This window comes from Streptomyces sp. NBC_00885 (assembly GCF_045207475.1).
Lineage (GTDB): Bacteria > Actinomycetota > Actinomycetes > Streptomycetales > Streptomycetaceae > Streptomyces.
Genome location: NZ_CP108796.1, coordinates 3,265,842 through 3,287,932, shown reverse-complemented (window position 1 = coordinate 3,287,932; position 22,091 = coordinate 3,265,842). Strand labels below are relative to the sequence as shown.

Annotated in this window: 19 protein-coding genes and 1 riboswitch; of the genes, 11 read left to right on the top strand and 8 right to left on the bottom strand. The window is 70.4% G+C overall.

The window, feature by feature from the left end:
- Positions 1-176 precede the first annotated feature (176 nt).
- Entirely contained in the window at positions 177-1,775 is a 1,599-nt protein-coding gene (gene guaA, locus OHA61_RS14545) for a glutamine-hydrolyzing GMP synthase (RefSeq protein WP_324986520.1), read from the top strand.
- 15 nt (positions 1,776-1,790) lie between these two features.
- On the opposite strand, the gene OHA61_RS14540 is transcribed toward guaA, so the two are convergent.
- Positions 1,791-2,231: a cupin domain-containing protein gene (locus OHA61_RS14540; protein ID WP_324986518.1), complete on the bottom strand. Its 441-nt coding sequence runs from the start codon at positions 2,229-2,231 to the stop codon at positions 1,791-1,793.
- A 68-nt stretch (positions 2,232-2,299) separates the two neighbouring features.
- Between OHA61_RS14540 and OHA61_RS14535 the strand changes: the two genes are divergently transcribed.
- From OHA61_RS14535 to OHA61_RS14525, 3 genes are all read left to right on the top strand, one after another.
- On the top strand, positions 2,300-3,088 hold the full coding sequence (locus tag OHA61_RS14535; protein WP_406303407.1) for a class II aldolase/adducin family protein: 789 nt from the start codon (positions 2,300-2,302) through the stop codon (positions 3,086-3,088).
- A 156-nt stretch (positions 3,089-3,244) separates the two neighbouring features.
- Positions 3,245-4,486, top strand: coding sequence for a hypothetical protein (locus tag OHA61_RS14530; protein WP_406303406.1), 1,242 nt, complete (start codon positions 3,245-3,247; stop codon positions 4,484-4,486).
- 121 nt (positions 4,487-4,607) lie between these two features.
- A complete protein-coding gene (locus tag OHA61_RS14525; protein WP_406303405.1) occupies positions 4,608-5,129 on the top strand; it encodes a DoxX family protein in 522 nt (173 codons plus the stop codon).
- Positions 5,130-5,297: 168 nt separating this feature from the next.
- Here the strand turns inward: OHA61_RS14525 and OHA61_RS14520 are convergent, their stop codons facing one another.
- Complete coding sequence (locus tag OHA61_RS14520; protein ID WP_406303404.1) at positions 5,298-6,599, bottom strand: PspC domain-containing protein; 1,302 nt, start codon at positions 6,597-6,599, stop codon at positions 5,298-5,300.
- A gap of 152 nt (positions 6,600-6,751) precedes the next feature.
- Here OHA61_RS14520 and OHA61_RS14515 point away from each other — a divergent pair, with 152 nt between their 5' ends.
- The 3 genes from OHA61_RS14515 to OHA61_RS14505 all read left to right on the top strand — a co-directional run bounded on the left by OHA61_RS14515 (position 6,752) and on the right by OHA61_RS14505 (position 10,033).
- Entirely contained in the window at positions 6,752-8,044 is a 1,293-nt protein-coding gene (locus tag OHA61_RS14515) for a PspC domain-containing protein (protein ID WP_406303403.1), read from the top strand.
- Complete coding sequence (locus OHA61_RS14510; RefSeq protein WP_406303402.1) at positions 8,041-8,736, top strand: LuxR C-terminal-related transcriptional regulator; 696 nt, start codon at positions 8,041-8,043, stop codon at positions 8,734-8,736. Before OHA61_RS14515 ends, OHA61_RS14510 begins: the two co-directional genes overlap by 4 nt.
- A gap of 70 nt (positions 8,737-8,806) precedes the next feature.
- A complete protein-coding gene (locus OHA61_RS14505) occupies positions 8,807-10,033 on the top strand; it encodes an alpha/beta hydrolase (RefSeq protein ID WP_406303401.1) in 1,227 nt (408 codons plus the stop codon).
- Between the two features lie 20 nt (positions 10,034-10,053).
- Here the strand turns inward: OHA61_RS14505 and OHA61_RS14500 are convergent, their stop codons facing one another.
- Together OHA61_RS14500 and OHA61_RS14495 are read right to left on the bottom strand one after the other, a co-directional pair.
- The gene (locus OHA61_RS14500) at positions 10,054-10,821 is read right to left on the bottom strand and encodes a GNAT family N-acetyltransferase (protein ID WP_406303400.1); all 768 of its coding nucleotides are present in this window, start codon (positions 10,819-10,821) and stop codon (positions 10,054-10,056) included.
- Between the two features lie 43 nt (positions 10,822-10,864).
- Positions 10,865-11,938: an NlpC/P60 family protein gene (locus OHA61_RS14495; RefSeq protein ID WP_406307363.1), complete on the bottom strand. Its 1,074-nt coding sequence runs from the start codon at positions 11,936-11,938 to the stop codon at positions 10,865-10,867.
- Positions 11,939-12,283: 345 nt separating this feature from the next.
- On the opposite strand from OHA61_RS14495, the gene OHA61_RS14490 reads away from it, so the two are divergent.
- Entirely contained in the window at positions 12,284-12,637 is a 354-nt protein-coding gene (locus OHA61_RS14490) for a hypothetical protein (RefSeq protein ID WP_406303399.1), read from the top strand.
- A 112-nt stretch (positions 12,638-12,749) separates the two neighbouring features.
- Here the strand turns inward: OHA61_RS14490 and OHA61_RS14485 are convergent, their stop codons facing one another.
- The gene (locus OHA61_RS14485) at positions 12,750-13,949 is read right to left on the bottom strand and encodes an NlpC/P60 family protein (protein WP_406303398.1); all 1,200 of its coding nucleotides are present in this window, start codon (positions 13,947-13,949) and stop codon (positions 12,750-12,752) included.
- A 2-nt stretch (positions 13,950-13,951) separates the two neighbouring features.
- A riboswitch (cyclic di-AMP (ydaO/yuaA leader) is annotated at positions 13,952-14,114 on the bottom strand.
- 250 nt (positions 14,115-14,364) lie between these two features.
- Between OHA61_RS14485 and pcrA the strand changes: the two genes are divergently transcribed.
- Complete coding sequence (gene pcrA, locus OHA61_RS14480; RefSeq protein ID WP_324986484.1) at positions 14,365-16,806, top strand: DNA helicase PcrA; 2,442 nt, start codon at positions 14,365-14,367, stop codon at positions 16,804-16,806.
- A gap of 10 nt (positions 16,807-16,816) precedes the next feature.
- Here pcrA and OHA61_RS14475 read toward each other — a convergent pair whose 3' ends face one another.
- Both OHA61_RS14475 and OHA61_RS14470 read right to left on the bottom strand, forming a co-directional pair.
- Positions 16,817-18,391: a peptidoglycan DD-metalloendopeptidase family protein gene (locus OHA61_RS14475; protein WP_406303397.1), complete on the bottom strand. Its 1,575-nt coding sequence runs from the start codon at positions 18,389-18,391 to the stop codon at positions 16,817-16,819.
- A 235-nt stretch (positions 18,392-18,626) separates the two neighbouring features.
- Positions 18,627-19,481, bottom strand: a complete 855-nt coding sequence (locus OHA61_RS14470; protein ID WP_406303396.1) for an esterase/lipase family protein — start codon at positions 19,479-19,481, stop codon at positions 18,627-18,629.
- Between OHA61_RS14470 and OHA61_RS14465 the strand changes: the two genes are divergently transcribed.
- Both OHA61_RS14465 and OHA61_RS14460 read left to right on the top strand, forming a co-directional pair.
- A complete protein-coding gene (locus OHA61_RS14465; protein ID WP_266486699.1) occupies positions 19,480-19,656 on the top strand; it encodes a hypothetical protein in 177 nt (58 codons plus the stop codon). The two genes, OHA61_RS14470 and OHA61_RS14465, sit on opposite strands and share 2 nt — an antisense overlap.
- A gap of 210 nt (positions 19,657-19,866) precedes the next feature.
- On the top strand, positions 19,867-20,280 hold the full coding sequence (locus OHA61_RS14460; protein ID WP_324986475.1) for a cobalamin B12-binding domain-containing protein: 414 nt from the start codon (positions 19,867-19,869) through the stop codon (positions 20,278-20,280).
- Between the two features lie 164 nt (positions 20,281-20,444).
- Here OHA61_RS14460 and OHA61_RS14455 read toward each other — a convergent pair whose 3' ends face one another.
- A complete protein-coding gene (locus OHA61_RS14455; RefSeq protein WP_406303395.1) occupies positions 20,445-22,076 on the bottom strand; it encodes a DUF5691 domain-containing protein in 1,632 nt (543 codons plus the stop codon).
- Positions 22,077-22,091: the final 15 nt, after the last annotated feature.

Here is a 22,091-nt window from a genome sequence, read left to right as displayed (position 1 = left end):
GCCGGACGGGCCGGTGCCATAGGTAAAGACGAAGGTCAGCTGCTTGTGCATGGGGGAAGTATGGACCGCCCGCCGTCCGCGGCGAAAACCCGGTTCGGATGGTGAGACGAAAAACGGCTCCGGCGCGCCGGTAGAATCGACAAAACCGACCCCCTCCCACCGCCGGAAGGCCGCCAGTGTCCTCAGCGTCCCCCGCTGCCGCGCCAGACCCCTCCAACCCGGACGTAGTCCTCGTTGTCGACTTCGGCGCGCAGTACGCCCAGCTCATCGCCCGCCGCGTCCGCGAGGCCCGGGTCTACAGCGAGATCGTCCCCTCGACGATGCCCGTGGCCGAGATGCTGGCCAAGAACCCCAAGGCGATCATCCTCTCCGGCGGCCCGTCCTCCGTCTATGCGGAAGGCGCTCCTCGTCTCGACCGCGCGCTCTTCGAGGCCGGGGTCCCCGTCTTCGGCATGTGCTACGGCTTCCAGCTGATGGCGACGACGCTCGGCGGGACCGTCGACAACACCGGTGCGCGTGAGTACGGCCGTACGCCGCTGCATGTCTCCAAGACCGGCTCGACCCTCTTCGAGGGCACCCCGGCCGAGCAGTCCGTGTGGATGTCCCACGGCGACGCCTGCTCCGCCGCGCCCGAGGGCTTCACCGTCACCGCGTCCACCGACGTCGTGCCGGTCGCGGCCTTCGAGAACGACGAGAAGAAGCTGTACGGAGTCCAGCACCACCCCGAGGTGATGCACTCGACGTACGGCCAGCAGGTTCTTGAGCACTTCCTCTACCGCGGCGCCGGCATCGAGCCGACGTGGACCACCGGCAATGTCATCGACGAGCAGGTCGAGGCCATCCGGCAGCAGGTCGGCGGCAAGCGGGCCATCTGCGGTCTCTCCGGTGGAGTCGACTCCGCTGTTGCCGCAGCGCTCGTGCAGAAGGCCATCGGCTCCCAGCTCACGTGCGTCTACGTCGACCACGGTCTGATGCGCAAGGGCGAGACCGAGCAGGTCGAGAAGGACTTCGTCGCGGCAACCGGCGTCCAGCTGAAGGTCGTCGACGCGCAGGAGCGGTTCCTCGGCGCGCTGGCCGGGGTCTCCGACCCCGAGGAGAAGCGGAAGATCATCGGCCGCGAGTTCATCCGGGTCTTCGAGCAGGCCCAGGCCGAGATCATCGCCGAGGCCGAGCACGGCGAGGACGTCGCGTTCCTCGTGCAGGGCACGCTCTACCCGGACGTCGTCGAGTCCGGCGGCGGCACCGGCACCGCCAACATCAAGTCGCACCACAACGTCGGCGGCCTTCCCGAGGACCTCGAGTTCGAGCTCGTCGAGCCGCTGCGCAAGCTGTTCAAGGACGAGGTCCGGATGGTCGGCCAGGAGCTCGGCCTGCCCGACGAGATCGTTCAGCGCCAGCCCTTCCCGGGCCCGGGTCTCGGTATCCGTATCGTCGGCGAGGTCACCAAGGACCGTCTGGACCTGCTGCGCGAGGCGGACGCGATCGCCCGCGAGGAGCTGACCGCGGCCGGCCTGGACCGTGACATCTGGCAGTGCCCGGTCGTGCTGCTCGCGGACGTGCGCAGCGTCGGCGTGCAGGGTGACGGCCGCACCTACGGCCACCCGATCGTGCTCCGGCCGGTGTCGTCCGAGGACGCCATGACGGCGGACTGGACGCGCATGCCGTACGACGTCCTGGCGAAGATCTCGACGCGGATCACCAACGAGGTCGCGGACGTGAACCGCGTCGTCCTCGATGTGACGAGCAAGCCGCCGGGCACCATCGAGTGGGAGTAACCACTTCCTAGGTCCCTAGGACTGCTCCAGCTCGAAGTCCTCGTAGTGGAAACCCGGGGCGACGATGCAGGTCACCAGGACCGGCTCGTCGCCCTCGGGCTCCGCCGCCTGCCAGGTCCCGGCCGGGATCAGCAGCTGGGGCTGTTCGCCCGCCTCCACCGCGGGGCCCAGGGTCAGGCTCTGCGTCTCGGACGGCTTCTCGTCCGTGCCGCCGAAGCGGAGGCGGAGCGGGCCGCCGCGGTGCCAGAGCCAGAGTTCGTCGGAGCGTACGCGGTGCCAGCGCGAGCTCTCGCCGGGGTGCAGCAGGAAGTAGATCCCGGTGGCGTACGCGCGCGGGCCGGGGTAGCCGGGCGGGGTCGTCGAGCCGGCCGTCCTCCAGGTTTCCCTGAACCAGCCGCCCTCGACGTGCGGTTCGAGGCCGAGCAGCGGGACCAGCGGAGATGTCGTGTCGGTCATGAGCGCATTCTCGTACAAGGCGTGCGAAGTCTCTGGTCACTTCGGGTACCCGGAGGTAGCTTCCAGCCATGACTGAGACGCCCCCTCCCATCCCCGTCGAGCAGCTGCGCTTCGCCATGCCGCCCGTGCACGAGTCCGTGGTGGACGAGCGGGGCTACCGCAAGGAGCGGCTCGCCGGGGCACTGCGGCTTTTCGGGCGGTTCGGTTACGAGGAGGGGGTGTCCGGCCATATCACCGCACGCGACCCGGAGTTCACCGACTGTTTCTGGGTCAATCCCTTCGGTGTGCCGTTCGCGCAGGTCACGGCCGGGGAGCTGATCCTGGTGAACGACGGGGGCCAGGTCGTCGTCGGGCGTCACCACGTCAACCAGGCCGCGTTCGCCGTGCATGCGCAGGTGCACCGCGCCCGGCCGGATGTCGTCGCCGTCGCGCACACCCACTCCGTGCACGGCCGGGCGCTGTCCGCCCTCGGTGAGCTGATCGAGCCGATCACGCAGGAGGCCTGCGGCTTCTACGAGGACCACGCGCTGGTCGACTCGTACACCGGAGTGATCGTGGACGAGGAGGAGGGCCGGCGGATCGCGGGCGCCCTCGGTGCGTACAAGGCCGTCGTCCTGCGCAACCACGGGCTGCTGACCGTCGGCGACTCGGTCGACGCGGCAGCCTGGTGGTTCATCTCGATGGAGCGCTGCGCGCAGGTCCAGCTCGCGGCCCGGGCGGCGGGCAAGCCCGTGCTGATCGAGCACCGGGACGCGGTGGCCACGCGCGATCAGCTCGGCAGTGATCTGGTCGCGTGGATCAACTACCAGCCGCTGTGGCGGCAGATCAGCCAGGAGGAGCCGGGGCTGCTTCAATAGCCCCACAACCGGCCACGCGGTGGCCGAAGTCAATCTCGGCACGGCACATTCACCCGCTCTGGCCTTTGGCGCCGGAGTGTGGACCCCTTCCGTACGGCACAATTCCCAGGAATTGCACGGAAGTTCAGTCGGTACGCGGAAAGGGCGGCGTCGGTCGTGGCGGTGCAGGAAGCGGGACAGTGCGACGAATGCACGCACGGCGCGCGCGAAGAGCATCGGCGTGCCGTGGCGGCCTTCATCGCCAAGAGGGACGAGCTCGCCGCCGGACAGGGACTGCCGGTCGCGCTCTCGCACTCGCCGAGCGCCTCACGACAGTGGGTGTCGGACGAGCTGTACCAGTCGGCCCGCACGGTCGCCGACCGCAGCCGCGAAGAGGGCGAGGCCTGGCTCCAGCTGGTGTGGTGCCGGACGCTGCTGATCGTCTGGGTGAGCGTCGGGGCGCTGGTGCTGGGTCAGGCGGCCACCGCGATCGGCGCGGGCTGGACCGGTGCCCGGACGGCAGGGCTGATCGCCGCGGTCGTAGTCGGCGGGCTGCTGACCGCGGCCGCGCGGCTGCACCGTTCGCGTGGCGGTCTCCTCGCGCCGCTGATCGGCGAGGACAACCGCCTCTCCACCTCCCGCGCCGTCGCCACCGCCTGGGTGCTGCTCGTCGTCTTCGCGGTCCTGGTGCTCGCTGTCCAGTTGGCCGGGGCCTCCTCGGCCGCCGACCGGGACGCGCTGATCGAAGGGCTCGACCTGGCCCGGGGCGCGGGCGTGCTGTCCGTTCTCGCCCTGGTGTGTGGGATCGCCGTTGTCGTACGCAGTGTGGTGGCCGTGCGCGTCAGGAACCGGCGGCTGCAGAAGATCCGGGCCGACCGCCCGCGCCTCGGGGATCTGCTCTGCGACGACGGCGGGCGCGGCAGCTTCGCGGATGTGCAGTACGCGCTGGTCAGCGCCGTTGCCGTGATCTTCGCGCTGGTACGGCTGGCGCGGCGGCCCGAGCAGCTGCCCGATCTGCCGTGGGGGCTCGCGCTCCTGGTCGCGGTCTCGGCGGCGACGTACTTCGCCGGGAAGTACGCGGAGGGCGGCCCGCCGGTCGTCCTTTCGGTCGTACGGGCCCGTGAGGCGGGGGATCTGGATGCCCCCATCCGTACGGGCGACGACATCGAGATCCGCGGCGCGGGCTTCGTGCCGCCGGGTGCGGGAGCGCCCGACCGGCTGGCCCGGATGGTCGTCCGTATCGGCGAGGTGCATGTCCATGTCCCGCTGATCCCGGTCCCGGGCGGCTTCGCCAACCCGGCGGACACGGTGCTCACGGTGCAGGTCCCGGCCGAGGTCGAGCCCGGGCAGGTGGACGTCCAGGTGGTGACGGCGGCGGGCGTGGAGAGCAACCGCTGTCCGATCCAGGTGAAGGACTGAGGGATTTGAAGGCCTGACCCACCACACTCGTCTGTCACAGAGTGAGCCGCGCGGCTGGTGAGCGGCCCCGCTTCGTCGTACGTATGGTCAGTTGACGGGTCAACCGAAGGCGGGACCACTCATGACACACACATATCGGACGACGGCCGGCTACGGACCGGTCGACGGCGGGCGCGGCGGCTGGAGGGAGAAGGCGAGCCGCTACGCCCTTGTGCCGCTGCGGATCTTTCTCGGCGTGACCTTCATCTACGCGGGCATCGACAAACTCACCGACAGCCAGTTCATGGCGGCCAGCGGCAGCGGCTCCATCGGAGAACTGATGCGCAGCGTGCGCGACACCGCCGCCGTGCCCGCCCTGGTCGATCTTGCGCTCAAGAGCCCCGAGGGCTTCGGCTACGCGATCGCCTTCGGTGAGCTGGCCGTCGGCATCGGCACCCTGGTCGGGCTGCTGGCCCGGCTCGCCGCGCTCGGCGGTGCGCTCATCTCGCTGAGCCTGTGGCTGACCGTGAGCTGGCAGACCGAGCCGTACTACTACGGCAACGATCTCGCCTATCTCATGGCCTGGCTGCCGCTGGTGCTCGGCGGCGCCGCGGTGTTCTCCCTCGATGCCCTTCTGGCCGAGCGGCGGCGCCGGATTCCGTAGTGAATCCAGGTCACCGCCCCGGCCAGGAACAGACCGCCGAAGACGACCGGGAAGACCACGAACCAGGGCGTCTGCCACGCGCCGGCCGCATCGCCCGCGTACAGCAGCGCTGCGGCCAGCACGGCGAGACCCGCGACCAGCTTGCCCGGCCGGAAACCATGCCGGAGTTCACGACGAGGCACGGGTCACCTCCACCTGTCCGATGCCCACTTCGAGGTTCAGCTCCACCGTGCCCGACGGCTTCGCCCCCGCGGGGGCGGGCAGCGTCTGCTGCCGTTCCTTGCCGGCCGAGACGTCGATGTCGTTCGGGGCGTCGTCGGGGAGACGGATGTCGCCGATGCCCGCCTCGGCCCGCACCTTCACCGGTGCGTTCTTCGGCACCACGACCTTGAGCCGGCCGGCCCCGACCTCGGCACTCGTCGACACCGTCCGGCCCGCGGGCACGGCGAGGGACGACAGATCGAGCGTCGCGACGCCCGAACCCAGTTCGTAGTGCTCCTGCACGGCCGCGACGGTGGCGGGCTTCCAGCCCGTACGCACCCACTGGGTGCTGATGTCCCTGGGCAGGGCGGCCGCGCCCGCCAGCAGTACCGCCGTGATCATCGTCATCATGATCGTGCCGAAGCCGGTACGGCCCAGCAGCGAGCTGACCAGCAGGCCGAGCCCGAACACCGCCAGCGCGCAGACCAGTCCGATCTGAAGGCTTGTGCCCAGCGGATTGCTGTCCCAGCTGAGACCGGTGCCGAGACCGGCCGCGAGCAGGGCGAACAGGAAGACGGTGCCACCGATTCCGCGCGGGCCGCGCGACTGCGGGGGAGCCGAGGACGTGCGCCGCGGGGGCGGTGCACCGGCCGGTGCCGCCTCCGCGACGGCATCCTCCGGACCCCACAGATAGCCGGAAGGCACCGGGCCCGTCGTGCCGTCCTTGACGATCGGATCCCGCCACCAGGAGGGGCTGTCGGGAGCGGGCGGCGCCTTGGTCTCCGGCGGGGCCTCTGCCACCGCGTGCGCCGTCGCCGCATCCAGCGGCGCCCCGCCGGGCGCGGTGACACGGCGGCGCTGCGACCACACGGCCGAGCCCGCGACCGCGATCGAGAGCATCGCGGCGAAGGCGAGCGTCCCGCCGTTGCTCAGCATCGACAGGAACACACCGCAGCCGATCAGCGCGAGCAGCACGGCCGCCAGCGAAGCGCCCTCGACCCGGCCCGACAGCACCCTGCGGATCTCGTTCTCCTCCTCGCCCTCCAAGGGGATCAGCAGCCAGGCGAAGCCGTAGAAGATCAGGCCGAGACCGCCGGTCACGGAGAGCACGCCGATCACGATCCGGAAGATCACCGGATCCACGTCGCAGTAACGCCCGAGCCCGCCGCAGACACCGGCCACGACCTTCTGACGGGAGGCGCGGCGCAGCTGCTGCGCTTCGGGCGGCACATCCGGCTGCGCCTGAGGCGAAGTGGTCGGCTGAGTCATACGTCCATGGTGACGGGCCGCGCGCCCCGGCGGCACCCACCCCGACCCTGGCCGGTCCCTGATATCGGCAGCCCGCCCCCGGGCGCGGATCAGGGTCGGTTTAAGGGACGACCCTGATACCGCGGCCTGTCCCCGCGTGTGACGATCGGAACATGCCAGTCGCCGCGCCCCGACCCGCCGGACCCTCCCGCGCCCCCGTGCCCGAGGAGCAGCCGCTGCGCAAGCTGTACCGCAGCGCGGACGGCCGGATGCTCGGCGGTGTGGCACGGGGCCTGGCGGGCCATCTGGGGCTGCCTGTCATCTGGGTACGGCTGGTCTTCCTCGGCCTGTTCATGGCCGACGGACTCGGCGTGCTGCTGTACGCGGTCTTCTGGATCGTCGTGCCGCTGGGCGTCGGGGGAAGGACCGCCGAGCCGCGCTCCGTCTTCGAGACCACGGCGGACGGCAGACGCAGGCTGCGCAAACCCGACAAGGGCCAGCTCTTCGCCATGGTCGCGCTGCTCGTCGGCGCCGCGATCTTCGCGGGCAATGTGCAGATGGGCAGCAGCGCCGGCCGCTATGTCTGGCCGATCCTGCTGATCGGCGCCGGTGTGGTGCTGGTGTGGCGGCAGGCGGACAACGCGCGCCGCGCCCGCTGGACCGAGGTCGGCCGCCGCCGCAGGCTGCTGCAGCTCGGCCGGGCGCTGGCGGGCGTGGCCCTGGTCGGCATGGGCCTGACCGTCTTCATCGTGGTCCGCGGCTCGGTCGCCCAGCTCGGCAACGTACTGACCGCGGCGATCGCCGTGATCGCCGGTGTCGCGCTGCTCGCCGGACCCTGGCTGGTGCGGATGACCCAGGACCTCTCGGAGGAGCGGACGATGCGCATCCGGGCCCAGGAACGTGCCGAAGTCGCCGCGCACGTCCATGACTCCGTCCTGCACACCCTCACCCTGATCCAGCGCAGCGCCGACGACGGGGGCGAAGTCCGCAGGCTCGCCCGCGCCCAGGAGCGCGAGCTGCGGAACTGGCTCTACAAACCCGAGGGCACCGGCAAGGACGAGGACGAGGAACCCGACACTCTCGCCGACGCGGTGAAGAAGGCGGCGGCCGAGGTCGAGGACAAGCACGGCGTCCCCCTGGAGGTCGTGGTCGTCGGCGACTGCCCGCTGGACGAGAAACTGGTCGCCCAGATGCAGGCCGCACGCGAGGCGATGGTCAATGCGGCCAAGTACGGTGGCGAGGGCGGGGCGGTGCAGGTCTACGCGGAGGTCGAGGACCGCACGGTCTTCGTCTCCGTACGGGACCGCGGGCCCGGCTTCGATCCGGATTCGGTGCCCCAGGACCGGATGGGCGTAAGAGAATCGATCATCGGCCGGATGCAGCGCAACGGCGGCACGGCACGGCTTCGCTCGGTGCCCGGCGGGGGCACCGAGGTCGAGCTGGAGATGGAGAGGGCGGGCGAATGACCGAGACCGAGGCTGCGGGAGAGACCGCACAGCGGCGCGTACGGGTCGTGCTCGTCGACGACCACCGGATGTTCCGCACGGGCGTGCAGGCGGAAATCGGCCAGACTGACACCACCGGCGTCGAGGTGGTCGGCGAGGCCGCCGACGTGGACCAGGCGGTCACCGTGATCACGGCGACCCGGCCCGAGGTCGTCCTGCTCGACGTGCATCTGCCGGGCGGCGGCGGGGTGGAGGTGCTGCGGCGCTGCGCCCCCCTCATGGCGGCCACCGAGAACCCCGTACGGTTCCTGGCGCTGTCCGTCTCGGACGCGGCCGAGGACGTCATCGGGGTGATCCGGGGTGGTGCCCGCGGCTATGTCACCAAGACCATCACGGGGGCGGACCTGGTCGACTCGATCTTCCGGGTGCAGGACGGGGACGCGGTGTTCTCTCCGCGGCTCGCGGGCTTCGTGCTCGACGCGTTCGCCTCGACGGACGCGCCGCCGGTGGACGAGGACCTCGATCGGCTCACTCAGCGCGAACGGGAAGTGCTGCGGCTGATCGCGCGGGGGTACGCGTACAAGGAAATCGCGAAGCAGCTGTTCATCTCGGTGAAGACGGTGGAGTCCCATGTGTCGGCGGTGCTGCGCAAGTTGCAGCTCTCAAATCGTCACGAATTGACGCGATGGGCGACGGCTCGTCGTCTCGTCTAGGCTCCGTTGTGAGGTAACTGGTACATAGCCGGGCAACCGACTGTGCCGTGATCACCTCTTGTTTTGCGTGATGAATTTGACGGGGAACACCTTCTTCGTGATCACGATCGTCCTGGTCGTGATCGCCGTACTCCTGCCGCTCCTGTTCTGGAGCCGGCTGCGCGGACCCGCGGTGGTGCGGGGCGCCGGCCGGCTGCTCATGGTGCTCTTCGCGCAGGCGACGGCGGTCCTGGTGGTGTTCGTGGCGGTCAACAACTCCAATGGCCTCTACGACAGCTGGGACGACCTGCTCGGCACGTCGAACCATGTGAACACGGCCGTCGACCTCGGCCCCAGCGGCACCGGCGGCAGGCAGATATCCTCGCTGCCGAAGCTGCGTCAGAAGTTCGACAAGGTCGACGATCCCCAGCTCGGCAAGGGACTGCGCCGCACCTATCTCAAGGGCGGTATCTCGGGTGTGGAGGGCGAGGTCTACGTCTGGCTGCCGCCGCAGTACGACGACCCCGCCTACCGCAACAAGAAGTTCCCGGTCGTCGAACTGCTCGCCGGATTCCCCGGCTCCTCCAAGAGCTGGTTCAAGGCCATGAAGGCGCAGTCCAAGATCCAGCCGCTGATCGAGTCGGGCAAGGTCGCTCCGTTCATACTCGTCTCGCCCCGCACGATGCTGCTGGGTGCCTCCGACGCCGGATACGCGAACATCCCGGGCACGGTCAACGCGGACAGCTGGCTGACCGTCGACGTACGCAAGATGATGGCCGACAACTTCCGGGTCTCCCTCAGCCCCGACAGCTGGGCCGTCGCGGGCTACTCCGCGGGCGGGCACGGCGCGGCCAAACTGGCCTTCGCCCACCCCGACCGCTACCGCGCGGCCATCAGCCTCTCGGGCTACAACGACCCGGCGGCCGAGAAGGACTCGATCACCGGCTCGGACCCGGACCTGCGCCGCGAGAACGACGTACTGAACATCCTGAAGTCGGCCACGAAGCCGCCGCGCGTCTCGCTCCTGGCGACGGGCGAGGGCGCGGACGGGTACCAGCCCGGTCTCGCACTCCTGCGTGCGGCCAAGGCGCCCACGAAGGTGGAGGTGCGCAAGACGACCGGCGGGCACCTCACCAAGGTGTGGAGCAGGGAAATGCCGTACGCGTTCCAGTGGCTGACGCGGCAGATGCATCTGCAGGGCATGACCCAGCCCCATGGCAAGGGCCAGGGAGAGACCGTGGGACAGGCAAGCGGCCGGGGCGATGACGGGAAGCAGGAGGGGGAGCTGACCGACAGCGCCGCCGGACCGCTGGAGTAGCCGGCTGTGACGGCCGCGGCCTACCGGGGCGACACGTCCAGTGCCATGTCGGTCTTGTCGCCGACCCGCCGGTAGCCGATCCCCGCGTAGATCCGCTCGACGTCCGCGTCGCCCGGCTCCAGCCAGACGACCTTGCAGCCGCGGTCGAAGGCGGTGGCGGTCAGATACGCGGAGAGGGCGGCGCCGATGCCGCGACGGCGGTGCGACGCGGCGACCGCGAGACCGCACAGCTCGCTCATCCCGTCGACCGGAATGGAGCAGCCGCCGGCGGCGACCGTGGTCCCGTCCGCCTCGTCCGTGACGAGCGCCGCGACCCCGCCGCCCTCGTGGGCCCCGCGGAGCCAGGCGATCTCGCCCTCGGTCGGTTCTCCCGTCTCGCCGTACGCGAGATGCTGCACGGCGGCCGCGGCCCTGAATCCGGCCGGGTCGCGGGGCTCGCTGATCGCCGTCCCGGCCACCGGCGCGGGAGGGACGAGGGAGCCGGGCGCGCAGGCCAGCAGCGGGGCGCGGTTGACGACCGCGAAGCCCGCGGCGAGCAGCGCGGGCTCGACCTCGGGGGCGCAGGACGGCAGGAACTCAAGACGCGGCATCCGGTCGCGCTCGCGGAAGACGGCGATCAGAGCGCCGATCTCTTCGGTCGTCGGCTCCGCGCCATGGTCCGGTATGGCGTAATTCACCGGCGGGATGGCCCAGTTGGGGTCGTAGCGCACCGTGAAGGGGCCGACTCGCACATGATCGGGCGAGCGGAGCGCGAGGGTGCGTACGTAGTTCTGGACATCGACGTCCACGTCGGGCTCCTGCCGCGTTCGGGATCTCGGGACGCCGGGGATCCTATGCGGGCCGGGTGGCTCCGGCGAAAGGCATTTCGTCGATCGGCGCGACCCGGACCGGGGCGCCGGGGCGGGGTGCGTGGATCATCTGTCCGCCGCCGATGTAGAGGCCGACATGGCTGATGCCGGAGTAGAAGAACACCAGGTCACCGGGGGCGAGTTCGGAGAGCGAGACACGCCTGCCCGCGTTGATCTGGGTGTACGTGGTGCGGGGCAGCGAGACTCCCGCGGAGCGCCAGGCGGCCTGGGTGAGCCCGGAACAGTCGAAGGAGTCGGGCCCGGTCGCGCCCCAGACGTACGGCTTGCCGAGCGCCCCGTAGGCGAAGGCGACGGCCTGCGCGGCACGGGGGTTGGGGGCCTGGAGGGAGCCGCGGGGAGCCGCGGAGCGGTCGGCGCGGGCCTCGGTCGTGGCGTCCCCGTAGCCCCCGTCGGACGTCCCCTGCGAGCTGTCGTAGGAGGCGCGCTGCGCCGCGGTGAGCTGGTCCAGCAGGCGTTCGGCGGCCGAGAGCTTCTCCTGGACGGTGGCCTTGTGCCTGGCCAGTTCGGTCTGCCGGGCCGTGAGCGCGTCCGTCCGTTGGCCGGCCTCGGCCCTCAACCGGGCGATGTCCACGAGCTGTTGGTGCACGCCGGCGATGGCGTCGGCCTGACGGGCGCCGACCCGCTCGGCGAGCGCGGCCCGCTCCAGATACTCGTCCGGGTCGGAGGACAGCGCGAGCTGCAGCGCAGGGTCGATGCCGCCCGCACGGTACTGGGCGGTGGCCATCGAACCGAGCGCGTTGCGCGAGGTGTTGAGCAGCTCGGTCCTGCGAGTGGCCTCGTCGCGCAGCTCGTCGAGCGACCTGCGGGCGCTCGCGGTCTGCTCCTTGGCCCCGTTGTACTTCTCGGTGGCGGCCTCGGCCTCCATGTAGAGCTTGTCGACCTTGGCCTTGACCTGTGCGGGGGTGAGAGCGGGCTCGGCAAGTGCGGTGCCGTTGAATGCGGTGGTCGTTGCGGCGCCTGCGAGCGCAAGGGTGGCGGCGGTACGGGCCGCGGGCCCGGTGAGCGGATGCTGCTTCGGTTTCCGGTGCGCTGCCACGAGGGCGTCCACGTCCTTCCGTCTTCCCTGCGGTCCGAGCCCGAGTCCGGCGGCGGTCCGCACAGGGGGAGCGGTCCGCCGCCGGATCTCTCGGCGGTGGTGGCCGACGGCCGCCCGGGAGCTCGGCGGCGGTGGGGAGTCGGTCACCTGAGGAAGGACGCTAAGCCTGGGGTTCACGGGGTGGGGGCACAAGGACCGGTTTTGTCCGAAGGTGGACACCCTGGACCGGTTTCTGAGAGCGGACCTGATGGCACCGGCCCGACCCCGCTACCGCTGTGACCGATGCGGCGAATGAGGCACACCTGCCCAAAGGGCGGTGGTATGGGGATCGTTAGGCTCCGCCTCATGGACGTACTCATCAATGTTTTCGTCGCCCTGCACATCATCGGCATAGCCGCGCTGCTCGGCGGCTTCCTCACCCAGATGAAGGCGATGGGCGCGGGGACGGCCCGCTTCAGCCCGGCGATGCTCCACGGCGCGCTGACGATGCTGGTCACCGGCGTGGTGCTGGTGGGCCTGAACCAGGCGGACGACCAGCCGGTGAACAGCCTGAAGATCGGGATCAAGATGGCCCTGCTGGTGGTCATCCTGGGCCTCGTCTACGTCAAGCGGGACGAGGAGAAGGTCGACAAGGCGCTGTTCGGCGTGGTGGGCGGGCTGACGATCGCGAACATCTTCATCGCGACGCTCTGGACCTGATGCGCGGGATGCCCGGTTGCCCGGATGCCTGGGATACCCGGTGCGCCGGGTGCGCCGGGCATGAGAACGCCCGGGCGCGCTTCGGAGGCCCGGGCGTTCGGCTGCTGCAGTGCTACGCGGGGCGCACGCTGCCGTAGATGGGCATGTAGTAGATCGACTCCTCGCGGACGTTCGTACCGGGCTTCGGTGCGTGGATCATCATGCCGTCGCCGATGTAGATGCCGACGTGGCTGATGTCGTCGTAGAAGAAGACCAGGTCACCCGGGAGCAGATCCTTCGTCGCGACCCGCGTGCCCACGTTCACCTGGTCCCAGGTGGTGCGCGGCAGGTCCACGCCGGCCGCCTTCCAGGCGGCCTGGGTCAGCCCCGAGCAGTCGTACGAACTCGGGCCGCTCGCTCCCCAGACGTACGGCTTGCCGATCTGGGCGCGGGCGAAGGCGAGGACCTTGTCGGCCTTGGCCGCGTAGGTGCTGTCGGTTGTTCCGGTGCTTGTGCCGGTGCCAGTACTGGTGCCGGTGTCCGTGCCCGTCCCGGTGCTGGTGTCCTGGCTCTGCGCGGCCTCCTGCTGCTGCCGCGCCGCCTCCGCCGCCGCCTCCTTGGCGCGGGCCTCCGCCTCCGCCTTGGCCTGTGCCTCGGCCTTGAGGCGGGCCTCGTCCTGCTTCTGGCGCTCGAGCGCGGCGAGCCGCGCCTTCTCCTCGGCCGTCAGCTTCGACAGCAGTGCCCGCGCCTCGGCGAGCTTCGCCTGGACCTCCTGCTTGCTGGTGCGCAGGGCCTTCTGCGAGAGCGTGAGCGACTCGAGCTTCTCGGTCGCCGCGGCGCGCTGCTTGGCGTCCGCGGCCCGCTGGGTCTCGTAGTCGTCGATCACCGTGCGCTGACGGTCGGTCATCCGGTCCATCAGCTGCGTCTGGTCGAAGTACGCCTGCGGGCTGTCCGCGAAGAGCAGCGCGGCGGTCGGAGTGACGGCACCCGTGCGGTACTGCGTGGCCGCGTAGTTGCCCAGGACTCTGCGCGACTCGTTCAGCTTCTCGGTACGTGTCGCGGCGTCGTCGAGCAGCTCGTCGACCTCGGCCCGCTTCGCGTCGGTGGATTCCTTGGCCTTGTTGTACTTCTCGGTCGCGGTGCCGGCCTGCCGGTACAGGTCGTCGACCTTCTTCTGCACCTCTTCGATGGAGGGCTTCGGCTCGGTCGGCGCGGCGCCCGCGCTCTGCGTCGACAGCAGCGTGACGCCGGCGATGGCTGCCGTCGTGAGCCCGACGGCGGGTGAGGTCGTGGTACGGCTGCGTTCCTTGCGATGCGACGCCAAGGCCGGCATCTCCTTCTTCCGTGGACCGCCTACCGGGTTAGCTGTCGGGTTCGGGCGGAACGGAAGATCGCCCTACGGACCGAATGGGTGCGGTCCGATTCACCCCGGTTGTGCATGGTGGGTCCCCGGTTCCGAACTTCCTTGCGGAAAGCCCGAATTCGGCGCAGGCTGCCCGATGTGACGCGGATCGCCAGGGGGATACGGGCCGCCTGGTCGAGCACGGTAGCCAACTCGCGTGGCCGCTGTGAAGGTTGATGTTCGATATGCCCGATACATTTTCGTGACCTTGCTGATTGACGGACCCGTGCGTTCCGGAGGATGACCCGGCGACATGCCCCGATCACGCAGGGTCGCGAAGGTTACGGAGGGTGGTGGCCTGATGCGGCGGCAAGCTGTCAGTGCGGCGGCCTAGACTCGTGGAGCGATGAGCAGCCTCTTTGACGACAGCTTCCTGGCGGACCTCCAGCCCAGCTCGGAGCACCCTCCGCCGCCGCCCGAGGACCCGGCCCCGGAGGAGATGCCCGACGATCTCTTCCAGGGCGCCTTCGACGTGCCCCCGGCCCGGGATCCGTACCACCGCGACGGCGCCCCGCGCACCGTCGTGGACCCCGCCGCCCTCCTCGAAGGGCTGAACGAACAGCAGCGCGCCGCCGTCGTGCACACCGGCTCACCGCTGCTCATCGTCGCCGGGGCCGGATCGGGCAAGACGCGGGTGCTGACCCACCGGATCGCGTATCTGCTGGGGACCCGCAGCGTCCACCCCGGCCAGATACTGGCGATCACCTTCACCAACAAGGCCGCCGGCGAGATGAAGGAGCGCGTCGAGCAGCTCGTCGGGCCGCGCGCCAACGCCATGTGGGTGTCCACCTTCCACAGCGCGTGCGTCCGCATCCTGCGCCGGGAGTCCAAGAGGCTCGGCTTCACCTCGTCGTTCTCGATCTACGACGCGGCGGACTCGAAAAGGCTGATGGCGCTGGTCTGCCGGGACCTCGATCTCGACCCCAAGAAGTTCCCGCCGAAGGCCTTCAGCGCCAAGATCTCGAACCTGAAGAACGAGCTGATCGACGAGGAGACCTTCGCCGACCAGGCCGCCGACGGTTTCGAGAAGACGCTCGCCGAGGCGTACCGCATGTACCAGGGCAGGCTACGCGAGGCCAACGCCCTGGACTTCGACGACATCATCATGACGACGGTGCATCTGCTCCAGGCGTTCCCGGATGTCGCCGAGCACTACCGGCGCCGCTTCCGCCATGTCCTGGTGGACGAGTACCAGGACACCAACCACGCTCAGTACACACTCGTACGCGAGCTGGTGGGGACGGGATACGAGGATCTGGCGCCGGCCGAGCTCTGTGTCGTCGGCGACGCCGACCAGTCGATCTACGCCTTCCGTGGCGCGACCATCCGCAACATCCTCCAGTTCGAGGAGGACTACCCGGACGCGACGACGATCCTGCTGGAGCAGAACTACCGCTCCACGCAGACGATCCTCTCCGCCGCCAACGCGGTCATCGAGCGGAACGAAAGCCGCCGCCCCAAGAACCTGTGGACGAACGCGGGCGCGGGCGCGCAGATCACCGGCTATGTCGCCGACACCGAGCACGACGAGGCGCAGTTCGTCGCCGACGAGATCGACCGGCTGACGGACGCGGGCGACGCGAAGGCGGGCGACGTCGCCGTCTTCTACCGTACGAACGCCCAGTCCCGTGTCTTCGAAGAGATCTTCATCCGCGTCGGACTGCCGTACAAGGTCGTCGGCGGAGTGCGCTTCTACGAGCGCAAGGAGGTCCGCGATGTGCTGGCGTATCTGCGGGTCCTCGCCAATCCGGAGGACAACGTCCCGCTGCGCCGGATCCTGAACGTCCCCAAGCGCGGTATCGGCGACCGCGCCGAGGCGATGATCGACGCCCTCGCACTGCGCGAGAAGATCACCTTCCCGCAGGCGCTGCGCCGCGTCGACGAGGCGTACGGCATGGCGTCCCGCTCCGCGAACGCCGTCAAGCGCTTCAACGTGTTGATGGAGGAACTGCGCACGGTCGTCGACTCGGGCGCCGGCCCGGCCGTGGTGCTGGAGGCCGTCCTGGAGCGCACCGGCTATCTCGCCGAGCTGCAGGCCTCGACCGACCCGCAGGACGAGACACGTATCGAGAACCTCCAGGAACTGGCCGCCGTTGCCCTGGAGTTCGAGCAGGACCGCGCCGAGGAAGAGGGCGCGGGCACACTCGCCGAATTCCTCGAGAAGGTCGCGCTCGTCGCCGACTCCGACCAGATCCCCGACGAGGACGAGGACGGCTCCGGCGTCATCACGCTGATGACGCTGCACACCGCCAAGGGCCTTGAGTTCCCCGTGGTGTTCCTGACGGGCATGGAGGACGGCGTCTTCCCGCACATGCGCGCCCTCGGCCAGGCGAAGGAGCTGGAGGAGGAGCGGCGGCTCGCCTACGTCGGCATCACGCGCGCCCGTGAGCGTCTGTATCTGACCCGGTCGTCGATGCGCAGCGCCTGGGGCCAGCCCTCGTACAACCCGCCCTCGCGCTTCCTGGAGGAGATCCCGGGGCAGCACCTGGAGTGGAAGCGGACCGGCCCGATGGCCGCGCCCGCGGGGCCGACCTCCGGCATCACGTCGTCGCTCTCGTCCTCGCGCTCCCGCTCGGGCGGCGGTGCGTCGGGCTTCGCCACGCGGCGTGCGAGCGACAAGCCGGTGATCTCGCTGTCGGTCGGTGACCGGGTCACGCACGACCAGTTCGGTCTGGGGACCGTGGTGGAGGTGACGGGGTCGGGCTCGGACGCGCAGGCGACGGTCGACTTCGGGGACACCAAGCCGAAGCGGCTGCTGCTGCGGTACGCGCCGGTCGAGAAGCTGTGAGGCCTGTCGCCTAGGTGGGGTCGAGGCCGTGGCTGCGAAGCCACGGCAGCGGGTCTATGGCCGAGCCGCCGCCGGGCCGGACCTCGAAGTGGAGGTGCGGTCCGGTGGAGTTGCCGGAATTGCCGGAGTACGCGATGACGTCACCGGCCTTGACCGAACCGGAGCGGATCTTGGTGCTGCTCAGATGGCAGTACCAGGTCTCCGTGCCGTCGGCCGCGGTCACGATGGCCATGTTGCCGTAGGCGCTGTTCCACTGCGTACGGACGGTGCCGTCGGTCGCGGCCCTCACTTCGGTGCCGTACGACACCGGGAAGTCGATGCCGGTGTGCACGGACATCCAGTTGACGCCGGCCTGTCCGTAGTACGCGCTCAGACCCTGCTGCTTCACCGGCAGCACGAACTTGGGGCGCAGGGCCTCGCGGCGCCTGGCCTCCTCCTCGCGTTTCTTCTTCTCCGCTTCCTGGCGCGCCTTGAGATCGAGGCGTTCCTGGGTGCGGGAGGCGCGGTCGCCGAAGTCGCGGGCGTCGGCGCTGAGAGCGGCGAGCTGCGTGTCCATCTTGTTGTTCGCCGCGACGGGCTTCACAGAGGACGGATCGGCGGCCGCGAGGCTCTTGGAGTCGTCCTTGGTGTCGGTACCGAGATTGCCGACGGAGGCGGCGGCGATGCCCGCTACGCCCATCACGCAGGCCGAGGGGACGGCGACGGTGAGGAGGGCGGAGCGCTTGGCGGGGGTACGGCGACGGCCGCGGGAGCCGCCGGAGCGGCGGACGGGGCGGGGGGTGACGGCGGCGGAGGCGGGTTCGGGTTCCGGCGAGAAGTCGGATGCGAACTCGGACTCGGGGTCGTGCTCGTAGTCGTCGCCGTCCGGTTCGTCGTCGGCCTCGGAGCCGGTCTCGGCATGGGCCTCGGCGTCGAAGTGAGCCTCGTCGAACTGGGCCTCGGCGTCGAAGTACGCCTCGGGCTCGGGCTCGGCGTGGGCCTCGGGCTCGGCCGCGAAGTGGGCCGTTTCGTAGTCGGCCGCCGCGAACTCGGTCGTGAACTCCTGCTGGAATTCCTGCTGGAAGTCCTGTGGGAACTCGGTGGTGAAGCCGTCGTACGTCGGCTCGCCGTGGGACTCCGGCTGGAGATACTCGTGCTCCGGCGTGAACTGCTGCGGTACGACGGGCTGCGTGCCCGCGTTCCACGCGGCGGCGTCGTACGTCCCGGTGTCGAAGGCGGGCGCCGCCCACTGCCCGGTCGTGTCGTACGCGAACGTCGCCGCGGCCGTTTCGTACTGACCCGTCTGCGCGGTCTGGTTCCACGCGCCGGCGTCCCACTGCCCGGTCGTGTCGTACTGGACCGCGGAGGTCTCGTACTGCGGGAATTGTTCGGTGTACTGCGGCTGTTGTGCCTGCTGCGCGCCGTAGACGTCGTAACCGGCGGTCTGGTGCGACCCGGTGTCCCACTGGGCGGTGTCGTACTGGCCGCTGTGGCCCGCTTCGTAACTCCCGGGGAGCGCACCGAAGAGCGGGTCGGCGTCGAAGCTGCCAGTGGTCGAATACCCGTCGTATCCGACGTACCCGGCGTGGGCGTGCTGGTCGTTCACCAACTTCTCTCTCGCCTCGGCAGCAGGACCTGGGTTCTGGGGCCACGGGGAGCGGGGGACCCAGAGGGAAAGCAGTGGCGCGACTGTACCCGGCGGTACGCGACGGCGACAATCTTCCGCAGGTTTTAGGCAATCAGGAAACGGGCATTCGGCCGTCTTTCGGCGGACTGCGGGCACAGCTTTGATCCTACGTTCGAAATGTGTTCGACCATTCGTTGCCCGGCGCTACGCCGATTCACGCGACGGAGACGGCTCCCGAGGTGGCTGCCGCCGAGTCGCTCGACTCGAGGGCCTCCCGGATCGCGGCCGCGACGGCGGGGTGGACCGGCAGGGCGAGATGTCCGATTCCGCTGACACGTACGTTCTGCGCGATGAGGTCCGGGTGGTCGATGCAGGCCGTCTCGACCGGGACCATGATCTGGTCGAGATCGCTCCAGAAACTCACGAAACGGGTGCGGCACCCGGGAGCGGGCGTGGTCAGTTCCTCGATCACCGCCGAGCCGGGACGCATCTGGCGCACGATGGGGTGCGCACTGGCGAGCGGGGCGACGGCGGTGCCCGAATGCGGCGTTCCGAGCGTCACCAGGGTGCGCACGCGCAGGTCGCCGCCGAGGCACTGCACGTAATAGCGGGCGATCAGGCCGCCCAGGCTGTGCCCGACGATGTCGACCTCGCACCGGCCGGTACGTGTGCAGATCTGCTCGATATGGCGGCCCAGCAGCTCGGCGGCCGTGCGGATGTCGCAGGTCAGAGGTGAGTAATTCAGGCACTCGACGTGCTGTCGGCCGTGCCGGGCGAGGGCGCGGCGCAACAGGACGAAGACGGAGCGGTTGTCCACGAAGCCGTGGAGGAGCACGACGGGCGGGTGGACCGGGCCGCCGGTCGGGAGCAGTGCGGCGTCGGAGGGGTGGGGCTCCGGATCCGGTGCGGGGGTGGGCGCGGGGCGCTCCGGGGTCAGGCCGGTGGGGTAGAGCAGCAGATGCCCGGCGAGGATCGCAAGCTCGAGGGCGGTGGCGCGCATCAGCGCGGCGGATATTCGCAGGTGTCGGACAGGGCGCAGACACAGCGGAAAGAAGGGGAGCACCCTCATGGCCGACCTCCCGTACGGCACGCCGGAGGACGGCTCCGTCCCCCGTGTGCCCTCATGGGAGCTTTCGCAGGTACTGTGCGGCCCCTGGCCCGAACCGGGCCAGGGGCCGGACGGTGTCGTCCGCCGTGCCGCGCGGCTGACGGCACGGGGAACGACCCTGTTGCGGCTCCCGTAGCGACCGTGCCCGCGGCGGTGGTGTGGCTTGTGTTCCGCCCGATGCGGGTACGACGCATAGCGAACTTGTCCCACGTGTGATTTCCCCCTCGCTGTCCACCGCGAAACGGCCGGTTGCGGGATGCTGGAGATAACGTTCGTTCACTTCCCCGGGCCTGAGTCGGCGCGGGACCCGTGCCCAGTGCGGCGCAGTCGGTATGTGGAGGCAGTGATGGGTGTGACCGGTCCGATCCGTGTGGTGGTGGCCAAGCCGGGTCTCGACGGCCACGACCGGGGTGCCAAAGTGATCGCGCGGGCGCTTCGCGACGCGGGTATGGAGGTCATCTACACCGGCCTCCACCAGACCCCGGAGCAGATCGTCGACACGGCGATCCAGGAGGACGCGGACGCGATCGGCCTGTCCATCCTGTCCGGCGCGCACAACACGCTCTTCGCGAAGGTGATCGCCCTCCTGAAGGAGCGTGAGGCGGAGGACATCAAGGTCTTCGGCGGCGGCATCATCCCGGAGGCGGACATCGCGCCGCTGAAGGAACTGGGCGTCGCGGAGATCTTCACGCCGGGGGCGACCACGACGTCGATCGTCGACTGGGTCAACGCGAATGTGCGGGAGCCGGCGGGCGCGTAGCGCTCAGCGCGCGGCGGGGGCGGTGCGGGTCGCCTGCGGCGGGCCTTGTCCCCTACCGCCGCTTCCCGAACTGGGGGCAAGCCCCAAGACCCCGTAGGCGACCTTCGGCCGCATGTCCTCAAACGCCGGACGGGCTGAATTTCCGCCGACGTCTGAGGCGCGGGTCAGAGCGGCGTACCCCCGAGCTCCGCACGTATCGTCGCGCGCAATCTCAGTGTCGACACCAGTCGCTGGAACGCCTCCGACCAGTAGCCTCCCGCCCCCGGCGACGCCCCCTCCGTCTCGTCCGGGGTCGCCGTCAGCAGTTCCAGGCGGCTTGCCTCTGCCGGGTCCAGGCAGCGCTCCGCGAGGCCCATCACGCCGCTGAAGCTCCACGGGTAGCTCCCCGCGTCCCGCGCGATGTCCAGCGCGTCGACCACCGAGCGGCCCAGCGGCTCCGCCCATGGCACGGCGCAGACGCCGAGGAGCTGGAAGGCCTCCGACAGGCCGTGGGCCGCGATGAACTCCGCCACCCAGGCGGCTCGCTCGGCCGCCGGAAGCGTCGAGAGCAGCTTCGCCCGCTCGGCGAGGGACGAGGTGCCCGGACCGGTCTCCGGCGGGGCGGCCGGGGCGCCCAGGAGGGCGCGGGACCACTCCGCGTCCCGTTGCCGCACCGCCGCGCGGCACCACGCCGCGTGCAGTTCCTGCCCCCAGTCCTCGGCGACGGGCAGGGCGACGATCTCCTCGGCCGTGCGCCCGCCGAGCCGCGCCGGCCAGGTGGACAGGGGGGCCGCCTCGACCAACTGGCCCAGCCACCATGACCTTTCGCCCCGGCCCGTCGGTGGGCCCGGCACCATCCCGTCGCGCTGCATGTCCGCATCGCACTCGTGCGGTGCCTCGACCGCGATCGACGCCGCGTCCCCGCCGGCCCCGTCCCCGCTGCGGTCCAGGCCGACGCAGGACGCGGCCCGGGCCGCCATCCGTACGGCGAGCGCGGAGTGCGGCAGCGCGGACAGGAGGTCGGCCGCGGTGGCGCGGACATTGCGGCTGCGGTCGGACAGGGCCCTCTCCAGGAACGGCTCGTCCTCGCCGGACAGCCCCGTACGCAGGGAGTCGAGGAACATCAGCCGGTCCTCGGCTCGCTCTGTGCCCCATGTCGCGGTCAGCAGCGCCAGCGCGGCCCCCGCGTCGTGCACCCGCACCGCGGCCAGCAGGGCGACGCGCTCCGCGAACAGCCCTTCGTCCCACAGCCGTTGGACGGCCTCGGCGTCGGTCACATCCGGCAGCACAGCGCTCCCGGACGCGCCGCGCAGCGCGAACTTCCACTCCGGGTTGAGCCGGGCCAGCCACAGCCCGCGCGACCCGGCGAAGGCGAGGACATACGGTCGCAGGTCGGTCCTCGCCCGGGCTGCGTCGAGCAGCGCGGGAAGCAGGGACGGCGGCGCCTGGTAACCGTGCTCGTTGGCCACGGCGAGCCACTGCGGGAGCAGCTCGGTCAGATCGGGTGCCGTACCGCGCCGCCCGCCCGCGTGGGAGGGGGCGGACCGGTCGGCCAGCAGCTGGGCGAGCCGGCGCCGCGCGGCCACGGGCACTCGCGGCCGTGCGTCGTGCGGCGCGGGCTCGGGACGGTCGGCCGCGGGTGCGGGCAGCAGTCCCGCCCTGCGCCGTACGGTATGGAGCGCCGCGGCGTCCAGCAGTGCGGCCGGGGCGTCCTTGCCCGGGGTCAGGACCGCATCCGGCGGCGTGCGGCGGTCGGTGCCGAGCAGGGCCGCGGTGACGAGTTCTTCCCAGGCCGATGTGCTGGTGGTGCCAGTCATGGGGTCCTCCGTACC